This window comes from Gordonia sp. UBA5067, from assembly GCF_002414845.1.
GTDB lineage: Bacteria > Actinomycetota > Actinomycetes > Mycobacteriales > Mycobacteriaceae > Gordonia > Gordonia defluvii.
Map to the genome: position 1 here is coordinate 1 of NZ_DIAX01000051.1, position 14,711 is coordinate 14,711.

At 67.2% G+C, this 14,711-nt stretch carries 14 protein-coding genes and 1 pseudogene; 10 read left to right on the forward strand and 5 right to left on the reverse strand.

The genetic code is table 11. The features are described from left to right. The first annotated feature begins 73 nt into the window (after positions 1-73). From glmU to arsC, 3 genes are read left to right on the forward strand one after another with little or no spacing between them, the layout of a single operon-like run. Positions 74-1,528 carry a bifunctional UDP-N-acetylglucosamine diphosphorylase/glucosamine-1-phosphate N-acetyltransferase GlmU gene (glmU, locus tag B4M62_RS08255; protein WP_290706576.1) on the forward strand — a complete coding sequence of 485 codons (1,455 nt, stop codon included), beginning with the start codon at positions 74-76 and terminating at the stop codon, positions 1,526-1,528. A gap of 33 nt (positions 1,529-1,561) precedes the next feature. Next, complete coding sequence (locus tag B4M62_RS08260) at positions 1,562-2,545, forward strand: ribose-phosphate diphosphokinase (protein ID WP_290706578.1); 984 nt, start codon at positions 1,562-1,564, stop codon at positions 2,543-2,545. A 10-nt stretch (positions 2,546-2,555) separates the two neighbouring features. After that, positions 2,556-2,924 carry an arsenate reductase (glutaredoxin) gene (arsC, locus tag B4M62_RS08265; protein WP_290706579.1) on the forward strand — a complete coding sequence of 123 codons (369 nt, stop codon included), beginning with the start codon at positions 2,556-2,558 and terminating at the stop codon, positions 2,922-2,924. A gap of 17 nt (positions 2,925-2,941) precedes the next feature. Here arsC and B4M62_RS08270 read toward each other — a convergent pair whose 3' ends face one another. Further along, positions 2,942-3,373 carry a limonene-1,2-epoxide hydrolase family protein gene (locus tag B4M62_RS08270; RefSeq protein WP_290706581.1) on the reverse strand — a complete coding sequence of 144 codons (432 nt, stop codon included), beginning with the start codon at positions 3,371-3,373 and terminating at the stop codon, positions 2,942-2,944. A gap of 219 nt (positions 3,374-3,592) precedes the next feature. On the opposite strand from B4M62_RS08270, the gene B4M62_RS08275 reads away from it, so the two are divergent. The 6 genes from B4M62_RS08275 (at position 3,593) to B4M62_RS08300 (ending at position 9,823) form a co-directional block, all read left to right on the forward strand. Further along, positions 3,593-4,213 (forward strand): 50S ribosomal protein L25/general stress protein Ctc, encoded by a 621-nt coding sequence (locus tag B4M62_RS08275; RefSeq protein ID WP_290706583.1) that lies wholly within the window; start codon positions 3,593-3,595, stop codon positions 4,211-4,213. A gap of 21 nt (positions 4,214-4,234) precedes the next feature. Beyond that, entirely contained in the window at positions 4,235-4,801 is a 567-nt protein-coding gene (gene pth, locus B4M62_RS08280; RefSeq protein WP_290706585.1) for an aminoacyl-tRNA hydrolase, read from the forward strand. Between the two features lie 128 nt (positions 4,802-4,929). Further along, a complete protein-coding gene (locus B4M62_RS08285) occupies positions 4,930-6,000 on the forward strand; it encodes a beta-ketoacyl-ACP synthase 3 (protein WP_290706588.1) in 1,071 nt (356 codons plus the stop codon). A gap of 145 nt (positions 6,001-6,145) precedes the next feature. Further along, positions 6,146-7,165 carry a beta-ketoacyl-ACP synthase III gene (locus B4M62_RS08290; protein WP_290706590.1) on the forward strand — a complete coding sequence of 340 codons (1,020 nt, stop codon included), beginning with the start codon at positions 6,146-6,148 and terminating at the stop codon, positions 7,163-7,165. Positions 7,166-7,193: 28 nt separating this feature from the next. Continuing rightward, positions 7,194-8,810: a peptide chain release factor 3 gene (locus B4M62_RS08295; RefSeq protein ID WP_290706592.1), complete on the forward strand. Its 1,617-nt coding sequence runs from the start codon at positions 7,194-7,196 to the stop codon at positions 8,808-8,810. Further along, positions 8,810-9,823, forward strand: coding sequence for a hypothetical protein (locus B4M62_RS08300; RefSeq protein WP_290706595.1), 1,014 nt, complete (start codon positions 8,810-8,812; stop codon positions 9,821-9,823). The genes B4M62_RS08295 and B4M62_RS08300 overlap by 1 nt, the downstream gene beginning before the upstream one ends. Positions 9,824-9,884: 61 nt before the next feature. On the opposite strand, the gene B4M62_RS08305 is transcribed toward B4M62_RS08300, so the two are convergent. The 3 genes from B4M62_RS08305 to B4M62_RS08315 form a co-directional block, all read right to left on the reverse strand. Then, positions 9,885-10,889 (reverse strand): enoyl-CoA hydratase/isomerase family protein, encoded by a 1,005-nt coding sequence (locus B4M62_RS08305; protein ID WP_290706597.1) that lies wholly within the window; start codon positions 10,887-10,889, stop codon positions 9,885-9,887. A 46-nt stretch (positions 10,890-10,935) separates the two neighbouring features. Then, entirely contained in the window at positions 10,936-12,159 is a 1,224-nt protein-coding gene (locus B4M62_RS08310; protein WP_290706599.1) for an esterase/lipase family protein, read from the reverse strand. 109 nt (positions 12,160-12,268) lie between these two features. Beyond that, a complete protein-coding gene (locus B4M62_RS08315; protein WP_290706602.1) occupies positions 12,269-13,201 on the reverse strand; it encodes a type IV toxin-antitoxin system AbiEi family antitoxin domain-containing protein in 933 nt (310 codons plus the stop codon). 154 nt (positions 13,202-13,355) lie between these two features. Between B4M62_RS08315 and B4M62_RS08320 the strand changes: the two genes are divergently transcribed. Then, positions 13,356-14,210 (forward strand): aldo/keto reductase, encoded by an 855-nt coding sequence (locus B4M62_RS08320; RefSeq protein ID WP_290706605.1) that lies wholly within the window; start codon positions 13,356-13,358, stop codon positions 14,208-14,210. Between the two features lie 9 nt (positions 14,211-14,219). Here B4M62_RS08320 and B4M62_RS08325 read toward each other — a convergent pair. Beyond that, a pseudogene (locus B4M62_RS08325) lies at positions 14,220-14,711 on the reverse strand (ABC transporter ATP-binding protein); the annotation flags it as partial.

The window sequence follows — 14,711 nt, forward strand, 5'->3', positions numbered from 1 at the left end:
CACGACGGCGACCAGGAAATCGGGTTGCGTAGGATTTGTTCGGCGTCAATTCACCGAGCATTGAGGAATGGCGATGACTGAACCCGGCCGCACCGCGGTCATCGTGCTCGCCGCAGGTGCGGGCACCCGTATGAAGTCGAAGACTCCAAAGATCCTGCACGCCATCGGCGGGCGCACCCTCGTCGGGCACGCGCTGACCGGAGCTGCCGGGATCGACCCCGATTTCCTGGTCGCCGTCGTGAGTCACGAGCGCGAGCGCGTGACCGCGGCCATCGGCGGCGTCGCAGCCGAGCTGGGTCGCGAGATCCTCATCGCCGAGCAGGAGGAGCCGCTGGGCACCGGCGATGCCGCGCGCGCCGGAATGACCGCACTGCCCGCGGACTTCAGCGGAACCGTGCTCGTCACCGTCGCCGACGCTCCGCTGCTCGACGCGCCGACACTGCGCGCGCTCGTAGACACCGCGTCCGGCACCGCGATCACGCTGACCAGCTTCACCGCCGACAACCCGACCGGTTACGGGCGCATCGTCCGCGACACCAGAACCGGGCAGGTTACCGCGATCGTCGAGCATAAAGACGCCGACGACGAGCAACTGGCGATCACCGAGGTCAACGCCGGGATCTATGCCTTCGACGCGGCGGCGCTGCGCGCCGCGCTCGGAGCGCTGTCCACCGAGAACGCGCAGGGCGAGTACTACCTGACCGACGTCGTGGCCATCGCGCATACCAACGGCCAGCAGGTGCGCGCCCATCTGGTCGCCGACCCCGCCGTCGTCGCCGGCTGCAACGACCGCGTCCAGCTCGCCGAACTCGGCGCCGAGCTGAACCGCCGAATCATCCGCGGCCACCAGCTGGCGGGCGTCACCGTCGTCGACCCGGCCACAACGTGGATCGACGTCGACGTCACAATCGCCGCCGACGTCCGGATTGAACCGGGCGTGCAGTTGCACGGCCGCACCGCGATCGCGGCCGGCGCGCTCGTCGGCCCCGATACGACACTCACCGACGTCGTCGTCGGCGACGGCGCGCAGGTGATCCGCACCCACGGCTCCGCCGCGCGGATTGGCGCGAATGCAACCGTCGGCCCCTTCGCCTACCTGCGCCCGGGCACCGAACTGGGCGCCGATGGGAAGATCGGCACCTTCGTCGAGACGAAGAACGCGCAGATCGGCATCGGCTCGAAGGTCCCCCATCTCACCTATGTCGGGGATGCCACGATCGGCGACCAGACCAACATTGGGGCGTCGAGCGTCTTCGTCAACTACGACGGTGAGAACAAGCACCGAACCGTCATCGGATCGCACTGCCGCACCGGCTCGGACAACATGTTCGTGGCCCCCGTGACCGTCGGAGATGGGGCCTACACCGGCGCCGGGACGGTCGTGCGGCAAGATGTTCCCCCGGGTGCGCTCGCCGTCTCCGCCGGTGAGCAGCGCACAATTCCGGGGTGGGTCGCCCGCAAGCGACCCGACTCGGCCGCGGCACGCGCCGCGAACGCCGCGGACGACTCTGCAACCACAACCGAATAGCCCAGCCCCGCAACACTCGAAGGCAGATTGAGAATGCCCATGAACTGGACCGTCGACAACCGCAAGAACCTGATGCTGTTCTCGGGACGCGGACACCCCGAACTCGCCGCGGCCGTCGCCAGTGAGCTGGGCATCAACCTCACCCCCCAGGTGGCGCGCAACTTCGCCAATGGGGAGATCTTCGTCCGGTTCGAGGAATCCGTCCGCGGCTCGGACGCGTTCGTCTTGCAGAGCTGCCCGGCCCCGCTCAACGAGTGGGTCATGGAGGCGCTGATCATGATTGACGCGCTCAAGCGCGGCTCGGCCAAGCGCATCAGCGTGATCCTGCCGTTCTACCCCTACGCCCGCCAGGACAAGAAGCACCGTGGCCGCGAGCCGATCTCGGCGCGCCTCATCGCCGACCTGATGAAGACCGCCGGAGCCGATCGCATCATCACGGTCGACCTGCACACCGACCAGATCCAGGGCTTTTTCGACGGCCCGGTCGACCACATGCACGCCCAGGGCCAGCTCGCCGAGTACGTGCGCGAACAGTATGGCACCGACAACATCTGCGTCGTCTCCCCCGACTCCGGTCGCGTGCGCGTCGCCGAGAAGTGGGCCGACGCCCTCAACGGCGCGCCGCTGGCCTTCATCCACAAGACCCGTGACCCACTGGTCCCCAACCAGGTGAAGTCCAACCGCGTCGTCGGCGACGTCGAAGGCCGTACCTGTGTGCTGATCGACGACATGATCGACACCGGCGGCACCATCGCCGGCGCGGTCAAGGTCCTCAAGGACGCCGGTGCCGGTGACGTCATCATCGCCACCACCCACGGCGTGTTCTCCGACCCTGCGGCCGAACGCCTCGCAAACTGTGGGGCCAAGGAGGTTATCGCCACCGACACCCTGCCGATCCCGCCGGAGAAGCGCTTCGCGAGCCTCACCGTCCTGTCGATCGCCCCACTGTTGGCGCAAACGATCCGGGAGGTCTTCGAGAATGGTTCGGTGACCAGCCTGTTCGACGGTAACGCGTAGGAGTTCGGTCATGTCCGGCACGACAGAATCCGGCCCGCCCGCCATCACGATTTACCACAATCCCCGCTGCTCGACGTCGCGCAAGACGCTGGACAGACTGCGCGCCGACGGGATCGAGCCGACGGTGGTGAAGTACCTCGAGGAGGGCTGGACCCGCGAGCAACTCGTCACACTCTTCGCCGACGCAGGGGTCACCCCCGCCCAGGCCGCGCGTAAGCGCGAGGCGCTGTACCAGGAACTGCACCTCGCCGAGGCCTCCGGCGAGGAGATCCTCGACGCGATGGTGCAGCATCCGGTACTCGTGGAGCGGCCGTTTGTCGTCACCGCCAAGGGAGCGCGACTAGCCCGTCCGATCGAGCGTGTCGACGAGATCCTGTAGCCATCCGAGGTCGTCGGCTATTGCACCGGCCGGATCGGCTTGACCACCCCGGGAAACACCAACCCGCCGACGGCTCGCACCAGGGCCTTGGCGCAGTCGGCAACGTCGAAGTAGTCGCGCCACACGACGATCCGCCCGTCACGGACCTCGAAGTGTCCGCACACCCAGAACCGCAGCCGCAGCGGCCCGATGCTCAGCAGGTCGATGCGCTCGTTGAGGACGGTGTCACCGTCGGCCGCCGCCGTGATGATCTCCGCGTCGAAGTGAACGAACCGGCCGTTGAGTGCTCGCATGACCTGGGCGAACCGTGCCCTGCCGCGCACCGTCGGAAGCCCCACGTTTTCGTACCGGATGTTCTCGCCGACTACGGCGAGTGCCTCGTCGATGCGCCCCGACGCAAGGTCGCACAGGAATTCAGTGGTCAACGTGACGGGATCGGTGGCGGACACAAGTCCACTTAACTACGCCGCATCATGCCGGACAACCGGTGCGGATTCGCGCCGGCACCGGCCGACCCGATACGCTGGTCGAGTTGTCACGGCGAGGGTGATCCACGATCACCGTTATCGGCGCGGCGAGACAGTCTTCCTGCGTGTATCGCAGATGCTCCTCGGTGCGCCCGTCGTGGTCCGCACCAGAACCATCCGTTTGGAACGAGGAGAAACACCATGGCCGCATCGTCTGCGCCGAAGCTCACCGCCGCACTGCGCGAGGAAAAGGGCAAGGGCGCCGCCCGTCGTGCCCGTCGAGCCGGAAACGTCCCCGCCGTCATCTACGGCCACGGCGAAACCCCGCGCCACCTGTCGGTCTCGGCACGTGACTTCGCGACCATCCTGCGCGCGAGCGGCACCAACGCGGTCATCGATCTCGACATCGAGGGCAAGAGCCAACTCGCCCTGACCAAGCAGCTCGACATCCACCCGATCAGGGGATACATCGAGCACGCCGACTTCCTCATCGTCCGGCGCGGCGAGAAGGTGACCGTCGACGTCGTCATCGTCGTCGAGGGAGACGCCCAGGGTGGCACCGTCGTCACCCAGGACGCGAACACGCTGCAGGTCGAGGCCGACGCGCTGTCGATCCCCGAGCAGTTCGCCGTCTCTGTCGAAGGCGCGACCGCCGGGACCTCCATCCACGCCTCCGACATCGAGTTGCCCAAGGGCGTCACCCTCGTTTCGGCGCCGGAGACGCTCATTGTCGCCGTGCATGAGGCTAAGGCCGCCGCTGAGCCCGAGGCCGAGACGGCCGACGCCACCGCGGCTGACGCTGCCGGGGAAGCCGGCGAGTAGGCCCGCCGCGAGGCGTTCGGCGTGAAACTCGTCGTCGGGCTGGGCAATCCCGGCCCCCGCTACGAGCAGACCCGCCACAATATCGGCGCCCTGGTCGTCGACCACCTTGCTGCCAACAGCGGCGCAAGGTGGTCGACGCACAAGCGTTCCGGTGCGCAGACGGCCTCGATCACGGTGGGCGGCGAGTCGGTGTTACTGGCCAAACCATCCGTTTTCATGAACGAGTGCGGCCGCAACCTGGGCCCGTTGGCGAAGTTCTACTCGCTCACAGCGACCGACGTGATCGCGCTGCACGACGAACTCGACATCGAGTTCGGGCAGGTGCGCCTCAAGCACGGGGGCGGCGAAGGCGGCCACAACGGCCTGCGGTCGTTGTCGGCGGCACTGGGTACGCGCGACTATTCGCGCGTACGCCTGGGGATCGGTCGCCCGCCGGGCCGTCAGGACCCGGCCGACTTCGTGCTCAAGCCCTTTCCGGGCCGCGACCGCGACGCGGTGGATCTGCTGATCGCCAACGGCGCCGAGGCCACCGAAATGTTGATCGGCCAGGGACTCGAGGCCGCTCAGAACACGGTCCACGCATGGTGACCGGCACCGCGACGCAGACGGAACCGGACCTTTATCAGCCGGGTTAGCGAACACCAGTCCGTCGAGATTTGAAAGAAGACCCGAACTGCCGGTCCAGATCCGGCGAGAACGAAGATGGAGTACCCAACGTGGCAATACTGGCAGCCAACCCCGCGCGGACGAACGTGGCCATGCTCGGCATCGGCGCGTGTCGCCCGAAACGCCTGGTGAGCAATGACGAGGTATGTGAGACTCTCGACTCCTCCGACGAGTGGATCTTCGAGCGCAGCGGCATTCGCAACCGCCGCTGGATCTCGGGTGATGAGACCGCCCGCTCCCTGGCGGCGACCGCCGCCGAACGCGCTATCGCCAACTCCGGCATCGACAAGGAGAAGATCGGCGCGCTCGTCCTCGCCACCGGCAGCTGGAAGTCGAAGATTCCCCACGGCGGACCCATCATCGCCTACGACATCGGGCTCAACGGCATTCCCGCCTACGATGTGGCAGCCGGCTGTGGCGGCTTCGGCTACGGCCTGGGCATTGCCGCCGACACCGTGCGCGCCGGTACCGCCGACTATGTCCTCGTCATCGGAGTGGAGACCATGTCGGTCGTGATGGACCCGGCCGATCGTAATACCGCCTTCATCTTCGGCGACGGCGCCGGCGCCGTCGTGGTGGGCCCCAGCGAGGAGAACGGCATCTCGCCGACCGTGTGGGGATCGGACGGCGAGCACGCCGACGCGATCTCGCAGAACTACGAGATCCCCGAGTACATGGACCGCGCCCAGGAGTACCAGGGCAGGGACCCCCAGACCGATCCGGTCGGACGGATGGTCGTGACGATGGAGGGCTCCGCCGTCTTCCGCTGGGCGGCCATCACGCTGCCCAAGGCACTCACCTCGACGATGGAGCTGGCGGGCGTAGACACCGCCGACATCGAGGTGTTCATCCCCCACCAGGCGAACGCCCGGATCAGCGAGCTGATGAAGAAGAACCTCGGCTTCCCCGATGATCTACCGACCGCCAACGACATCGAGAACACCGGCAACACCTCGGCCGCGTCGATCCCGCTGGCGATGGAGGAGATGCTCGCGACCGGCAAGGCCAAGGGCGGACAAACCGCACTACTCCTCGGTTTCGGTGCGGGGCTGAGCTACGCCGGCGCCGTCGTAACCCTACCGCCGACACCGAAGATCACCAGCTTCGACGACCTGGACTAGGCACGGTTGCGCATGACCGCCCGTGGAGCGAATTGGAAGTTCGGGCGGTCGGCGTACCGGCTGCGGCAATGCACCCTACTTCCGCGTAGCCAACTCTTGTGAGACTGTGGAACCACTACCGCAAACCACGGAAGGCCCACGAAACATGGTCGAACTCGCCGAAGTCACCGGCACGCGCAACATCGGAATCCTCGGTATCGGCGCCTACCGCCCCGAGCGTGTGGTCACCAACGACGAAATCTGCGAGAACATCGATTCATCCGACGAGTGGATCTACACTCGCACCGGCATCAAGACGCGCAGGTTCGCCCGACGCGATGAGACCGCGATGGACATGGCCATCGATGCCGGCCGCAAGGCGATCGCCAACGCGCTACTGTCCGGCTCCGATATCGACGCGGTCATCGTCGCCACGAATACCCACCTGCTGCTGACTCCGGCCGCGGCCACAGCAGTCGCCACCGCACTGGGCGCCAACGGCGTGCCCGCGTTCGACGTCACCGTCGGCTGCGCCGGATTCGGCTACGGAATGGCACTGGCCTCGGACATGGTCCGCGGCGGCAGTGCCACCAACGTGCTCGTGATCGGCTCTGAGCAACTCTCGGTCGCCATGGACATGAGCGACCGCAGTATCTGCTTCATTTTCGGCGACGGGGCGGGTGCCGTCGTCGTCGGTCCCACCGAAGACCAGCAACTCGGACCCGTGGTGTGGGGCAGCGACGGCTCCCAGTTCGACGCGATTCGCCAAGACATCGACTGGATCTCCTACATCGACGGCGACGACCACGCCAAGCGCCCCTACCTGCGCATGGAGGGCACCAGCGTCTTCCGCTGGGCTGCCTTCGAAATGGGCAAGGCCGCCCACCGCGCGCTCGAAGTGGCGAAGGTCGACGTCAGCGACCTCGACGTGTTCGTCCCGCACCAGGCGAATTCGCGGATCAACGAACTACTCGCACGGAACCTCAAGCTGAACGACACCGCTGTCATCGCCAACGACATCGAGTTCACCGGCAACACCTCCGCCGCCTCCATCCCGCTGGCGATGGAGGACCTCCTCTCCACCGGAAAGGCCAAGCCCGGCGACACGGCACTGCTCCTCGGCTACGGCGCCGGATTGTCCTATGCGGCGCAGGTAGTCAAGATGCCGCCGGTGCCCTTCGAGTGACCGAGGCGGTCACGGCTATTCTCGAAGAGTGAGTTCCAGCCCCGACACCGTTGCGCGCGAGGTCCGTCGGCGGCGTACCTTCGCGATCATCTCCCACCCCGACGCCGGTAAGTCGACAATGACCGAGGCGTTGGCCCTGCACGCGCGCATGATCAGCGAGGCCGGCGCCGTGCACGGCAAAGCCGGCCGCAAGGCCACCGTCTCGGACTGGATGGAGATGGAGAAGGCGCGCGGCATCTCGGTGAGCTCGACCGCACTGCAGTTCAACTACACACGGACCGAGGCACAACCCGACACCGAGCCCACCGTCATCAACCTCGTCGACACCCCCGGGCACGCCGATTTCTCCGAGGACACCTACCGTGTGCTGACCGCCGTCGACGCCGCGGTGATGCTCATCGACGCCGCCAAAGGCCTGGAGCCGCAGACCCTGAAGCTCTTTCAAGTGTGTCGACACCGCGGCATCCCGGTCATCACCGTTGTCAACAAGTGGGACCGTCCAGGGCAAACCCCACTCGAACTCATCGACGAGATCGCCGAGCGCATCGGGCTCGTCCCGACGCCGCTGTACGTCCCGGTCGGGATCGCCGGCGATTTCCGCGGCCTCTACGACCGGCGCAGCGGTCGCTACATCAAGTTCTCCCGCACCGCGGGTGGGGCCAAAATCGCCCCCGAGGAACTCCTCGACGCCCACACCGCTGCAAATGTCGAAGGGGAGGCGTGGACTGCCGCCCGCGAAGAGAGTGAACTGCTCAGCGAGATGGGACAGGACCACGATCAGGAACTGTTCCTGGCCGGCGAGACCTCGCCGATGATCTTCACGTCGGCAATGCTGAACTTCGGCGTCCGCCAGCTGCTCGATGCCCTCGTCGAACTCGCCCCCGCCCCGGCGGGTCGCACCGCCGTCGACGGGACCGTTCGCGCGGTGACCGACCCGTTCTCCGCCGTCGTGTTCAAGGTGCAGGCGGGGATGGATTCCAGTCACCGGGACCGACTCGCCTACATGCGCATCGTGTCGGGGGAATTCGAGCGCGGCATGGTGGTCACCCACGCCCAGACGGGTCGCCCATTCGCGACAAAGTACGCCCAGGCGGTTTTCGGTCGGGACCGCTCGACCGTCGACACCGCCTATCCCGGCGATGTCGTCGGGCTGGTCAACGCGACGGCACTGGCCCCCGGCGACACCCTCTACAACGAACCACCCATCGAGTACCCGCCGATCGGATCGTTTGCACCCGAGCATTTCGCGACGCTGCGCGCCCGCACCGCCGGAAAGTACAAGCAGTTCCGCAAGGCGATGGACCAACTCGAATCCGAAGGCGTCGTGCAGGTCCTGCGGAACGGCACCCGCGGTGACGCCTCCCCCGTCCTCGCCGCTGTGGGACCGATGCAGTTCGAAGTCGTCACCGCCAGAATGCTCGCCGAGTTCACCGTCGAAACCGACCTTGAGCCACTGGGCTACTCGCTGGCCCGCCGCACCGACGAGGCCAGTAGCGCCGAACTCGACCGCCAGCGCGGTGTCGAGGTGTTCACTCGGACCGACGGCGCGCTCCTCGCGTTGTTCAGCGACAAATGGCGACTGCAGTACATCGAGAAGGAGCATCCCGATGTGACGCTCGAACCGCTCGTGGCAGCGGCCGACTGATGCGCGCGTCCCGGCAGTTCCGTCCCACCGCCGCCGCCGGCGCCCTCGCCTGCACCCTCCTCGTCGCGGTAACGGCGTGTTCGAGCAGCGATAAGCCATCGGCGCCCCGACCGGCCCCATCGTCGGCGGCGAAGTCCGGTACCGATCGGGTGCCGATCGCGGACTGCCAGAAAATTCCGCCGGATGGCCGGGTCTACCGCTCGGGATCAGATTTGAAGTTCGATCGCGGCTCGATGCTCGTCGCCCTCCCGAAGAACCGGGACTCGCGACCGGCGACGACCACCGCACCGGCCCCGGCGACCCCACCGCCCGAGACCACCTGGGCGCCGCCGCCCAACGTGTTGCCGCCGAATGTCGTGCCGCCGAACCAGGTGCCCCCGCCGCAATATCCCCCGGCGCCCCAATACCCACCGGCCCGCCACCGCGGACCGCACCGGGTCGTTCCGGTAACCCGTGCGCCCGCCGCCCCGGCCACCCACACGCCAAGCGCCCCCGCCAACGCGGCCGACGAGTGCGTGTCGCTACACAAATGGGGCAACGCCTCCCCCGAGGTGCCGCCGGACGGGTTGCTGTTCACCTTCCGGGGCGCCGGGTCAGACGGGGGTCAGATCACCTTCCCAGCGGTCGCCCTGACCGGTGGCGTCGTTCCACTGCCCGGCCCGGATCACCCGAGGGTCGGTCCGCTCGTCGAGTCGATCCCGGTCGACATCGGTATCTCGTTGGGCGGCAAGTACTACCTGGCGACGGGCTGCCCGCTCAAGATCGTTGCGATGTCACCCAAGCGTGCCGCCGGGCACTTCGTGTGCCCCACCACCATTCCGATGCGCGAGAACCCGCTCGCCCCCAACGACGCCGCACCCAATCCCGACGACGAGGGTGATGACGGCCCCACCCCGGCTCCACCGGCGCAGCCCGCGCCGGTTCCGCCATGGCCGGGTGAACCGGGCCACCAGCCGGCGCCCGCCCGTTCCGACGCCATCCGCATCAGCGGATGGTTTGAGGCCAAACCCTGATTCAGATCACGCCGCTATTTCAAGATCAAGTCCTGATTCAGGGCCATATCTGGACCGAGTTCTAGCGCTCCCCGACGACCCTGCACACGACGGCGGGATCCACCTCGTCGATCGATGCCGGGTCGAACGCGGGCGCACGGTCCTTGTCGACGAGAACGGCCCGGACGCCTTCGGCGAAGTCCGGCAGCGCGGTGATCTGCTCGGCGGCATGCAATTCGCGGTCGAGGCACTCGGCGAGCGAACTGGCCGCGCCGCGCGTAATCATCTCAGCCGTCACCAGCAGACTCGTCGGCGAACAGTTGTCCATCAGCCCGGCCATCTCCCTCGCCCAGTCATCGCCCCCGCGTAGCCCGCCGAGGATCGCGGGCACCGAATCGTTGCCGCCGAAGTAATCGGCGATTGATCGCAGCGGGAGTGCGTCGGCCCTGGGCGCAGCCGCACAGGATGACAGCGCCTGACCCAGCGGCTGGCCCGAGCGGATCGCCGCGGCGAGATCCCCGACCGATGACGACGCGACCGAGTGGGTGGCCAGACCGATCTCGACCGCCTGAGTGCCGCGAATGCGTGCGCCGGTCAGTCCCAGCCACATCCCGACGCCAACCGGCAGACGGGGCAGGAAATAGGTCGACCCGATGTCGGGGAAGAAGCCAATCGCCGTCTCGGGCATTGCGATTAGGGCCTTCTCCGTCACCACGCGCACCTCGCCGTGCACGCTGATGCCTAGCCCGCCGCCCATGGCCGCACCGTCGATCAGTGCGACGTAGGGCTTCGGGTAGTCGGCAACGAGCTGATTGAGCTGGTACTCCGAGCTGAAGTAGTGCCTGACCGCAGCGGTGTCGCCGGCGAGCGCGGAGTCGCGGATCGCGCGAATGTCACCACCTGCGCAGAACGCACGATCGATACCGGAGGTGACCAGGACCGTCTCCACCGCCGGGTCATCGGCCCAGTCCGTCAGGACGGGGAACATTTCGCCGATCATTCCCTGGTCGAGGGCGTTGAGTGCCTTGGGGCGATTCAAAATGATATTGCCGACACCGTTGGCGACGGAGGTTGCGATGGCAGACATGCGGTCACCCTACCCAGCGCGGCGGCGGAGTTGGCCGTGAGGCTGGTCAGATGCGGGGCGCGAACCAGGTCATCAGCTTCTCGGCGACCCGGGGATCGTTAAGCAGCGCGAGGTGATTCGATTTGCCCACGTGGAGACCGTTGCTCGGATCGAAACCAATCCGGCGGGTCGAGTTGTGCCCGCTCGCACTGTGGTGCAACACGAGTCCGTCACCGATGATCCGCGAGAGGGGGTTGCGCGGATTATGGGTGATCGAACCCGACACGAAGTAGTGCTCGGCACCGGGCATCAACGGCACTTCTGCGGCCATGGCCCGCGCCACGTCGTCGGGATCACGTCCGGTCCAGTCCTCGTCGACGATCGATCCGGCCCGCAGGTCGCGAATGCCGCCGCTGCGGCGGCGCAGCAGGCGACCCAAGGCCTTCGTCTCCGGCAGTGCCATCAGCCGGGCACTGCCCAGGTGCGCGAGGTTTTCGAGCGGCGCACCGAGGTGTGGAGTGCCCAACGAGACGTTGGTGTCCACCCGCGCTACCCAGCCATGCCCGGCTTCGCGGCCGTAGTGGGCGGCACTGCGGGCTACGAGCCCACCCATCGAGTGGCCGAGAAGGCCGATCGATTCGACCGGCACCGGCCAGCGGCGCACCAGGTCGTCGAGCAGTTCAGCCAGGTCGCGACCGTTCGTGGAGATCCGGCGGCCGGTGTTGTAGCGGACGAACACGGTGGTGATCCCGGCCCGGGTCAGCCGGTCGGCGTACGGTTCGGACTCACCGGCCGCCCATGAGTACTCGGTTTCGACAAGTCCGTGCAGGGCGACGACGAGCCGCCGACGGGCCGCCGGGAACGCGACGGCCAGCGCCGGCGCGGTCAAGGGCACCGGTGCACCGTCGACGCGGATCGACATCGGCTCGGCGAGCGGCGATTGACGGGAATCGAGTTCGTCGCCGATGACGCCGTTGATCGCGGCGATGATGGTCGCCCCCACCCTGGTCGTGGAGGGTGCCTGCTTGAGCGGCAGGTCAGCCGCCACGCCGCCGACACGCCCGGCGGTCGTCATCGTCTGTCCGACGATCAGATACACGCCATCGGTGATGGCGTCGTGCACCGTCTTGATCGGTGCCACTGCCGGGCCCACACCGTGGCGAACGGCCCCGAAGACTCGATCGGAGATGGCCCGGTGGGTCTGGTGAATCCCCCGCGTCGCGTTGCCGAGCTCGGTGAGGCCGAGTTCGGATAGCGCGCGCACCTCGGCACGTCGGTCGGCAGTCGTCATGCATCCAGTGTACATGTGTGCACCGAAATACGGCTCCGCGCTCCCGCGTGCTCATTCTGGTCACGCATGCACAGCTGGGCCCGCACGACCAGAATGAGTCCGCGCCGCCTTACGTGGGAATGAGTTCGAGGCGCCTCAGCCACGGGAACAGGATGCCGGGCAACCCGCCTCGTTCGAGGTCCCGCCATGCCCATCGAACGACCATGAACCCGAGTCTGCGAAGCTCGTCCTCGCGCCGCTTCTCGCGGAGCACGGTGTCGGTGGCGGAATCGCCGAGCTTGCGCAGTTGGCCGTACTTGACCGCACCGTCGAACTCGCCGATCAGCCTCTCACCCCAGCAGAAGTCACAACGATAGGTCCCGCCCGGGCAGCGCAACACCCGCTGCAGCTCGGGGCCCGGCATCCCGGCATCGATCATCTGCGCTCGACTCCACGATTCGCCGACACTCTCAGAATCCTTGTGCGCGAACAGCAACGCCCGTCTCGCCTGCCGGCCCCCGTAGCGACGCCCGGCCAAAGCGATCGCCAGCTGATCCTTACTTACGCCGGACCGAAGCGCCCCGTCGAATGCGACGAGGCCTTGGGCAAGGTCGCCCGTCGTGGCGACATCGACCGCGGTGCGCGCGAGGGAGGTCACCCGAACACCGTCGACAACGGTGAGGTCGTCGCAGCCCAGCGGCGCGGTGTGTAGATGCCGGTCACGACTGGTAGTGCCTCCGCTGCCACGCCCACTGGTCAGATGGACGCGCCCGCAGTCGGGGCGCAGCAATGCCAAGCCGTGTACGGCCGCCGCCGACGCATGGCTCAGCGGGTAGCCGCTACTGCGCTCGGTCGTGGCGACCGCGATGGATCTCAACCGAACCAGTTGGTCGGCGCCGCCGGGACCATCGAACCGGTCACTGGGTTCGGCGAAGACTCCTGGCGCCAGCCTGATGAGGCCGCCCGCACGGACCGCCGACCGAAGTGCGTCGTCGGAGACGTCGACAGCGATGGCATCCCGTCGCCGGATGAGGCCGTAGCGGTCCCGAGGAAGTCTGTTCATACGTCTTAGACGCAGGCGGGCGAGTATCGGTTCCTTGCGGCCTCGGCGGCGAACGCGTGCCGCGCAGTGATTCTGCTCGCGCGCGGACAACTGTCAACGCGCGAGCCGAATCCGTACGCGCGACGGGCAGTTGCCCCGGCGCTAATGTGGGGGCATGGACCCCCGCCGCCACCCCGACCACACCCTCAACGACGGAACCTCGATTCCGCGTTTCGGCTTCGGGACCTGGCAGATCCCCGACGCACAGGCCCGTGGCCTCGTCGCCGCTGCCCTCGACGCCGGGTATCGCCACATCGACACCGCACAGATGTACGGCAACGAGTCCGGGGTCGGCCAGGGCATTGCCGACAGCGGGCTGGCCCGGGACGGGCTCTATGTGACCACCAAGCTCAACAACAACAATCACGATCCCGGTCGGGCCATCGCCTCGATCGACGACTCGCTGAACCGGTTGGGCCTCGACTACGTCGACCTGTTTCTCATTCACTGGCCGCTGCCGACCATCGGGATCGATTATGTCGACACCTGGCACGCGATGGAGGAGATCCGGGGGTCCGGAAAGGCCCGGTCCATCGGCGTCTCCAACTTCGCACCGGAACACCTGCACCGCGTCGTCGCCACCGGATCGGTGGTACCGGTGGTCAACCAGATCGAAGTGCACCCCTACTTCGCGCAGCACACCCTGCGATCGGTGAACGCCGAGTTGGGCGTCGCGACGGAAGCATGGTCACCGCTGGCCCAGGGGCAGGTGTTCGGCGACGCCACCCTCAAAGCGATCGCCGAGCGCCTCGGCCGACCGATATCGGCGGTCGTCCTCGCCTGGCATCTGCAGCGCAACGACATCGTCTTCCCCAAGGCATCGAGCGTCGCCCGCATCCGCGAGAATTTCGACGCGCTGACCCTGACCCTCGACCCGGCCGACGTCGCCGCGATTGACGCCCTCAACGAGGATCGCCGGATCGGGCCCGACCCCGCCACGTTCGACTGGGTGCCCACCGAAGAGGTTTAGCCCACGGGGCTACTGGGCCAATTCGGCGGCCGTGAGCCAGTCCGACTCCGCCATTTCCTTCTCCGCAACGACCCGCTTGAGCTCGCCGCCGAGTTCGACGAGCCGGCCCGGATCGGTGGCAGCGGCAGCCAGATCGGCATGCAGCGCCGCCTCACGCCCGACCAGCTTGTCGATCTGGCGTTCGAGACGGCCCATCGCCTTGCGGGCCTCGCGGTGTTCGGCCGCCGACGACTTCGCCGACGTTGACAAGGTCGGCCCCACATCGGCGGCAAGCGCCTTGGCTTCACGAGCCTCGGTGCGCGCCAGCTCTTTTCGCCGCTCGAGATACTGCTCGATACCGCGCGGCAGGTTGGTCAGCCTCCCGTCGCCGAACAACGCCCAGGTCGAATCACAAATGCGTTCGACCAGATAGCGGTCGTGGCTGATGACGACCAGCGTGCCCGCCCACCCATCGAGCAGATCCTCCACCTGCTGCAACGTGTCGATGTCGAGGTCGTTGGT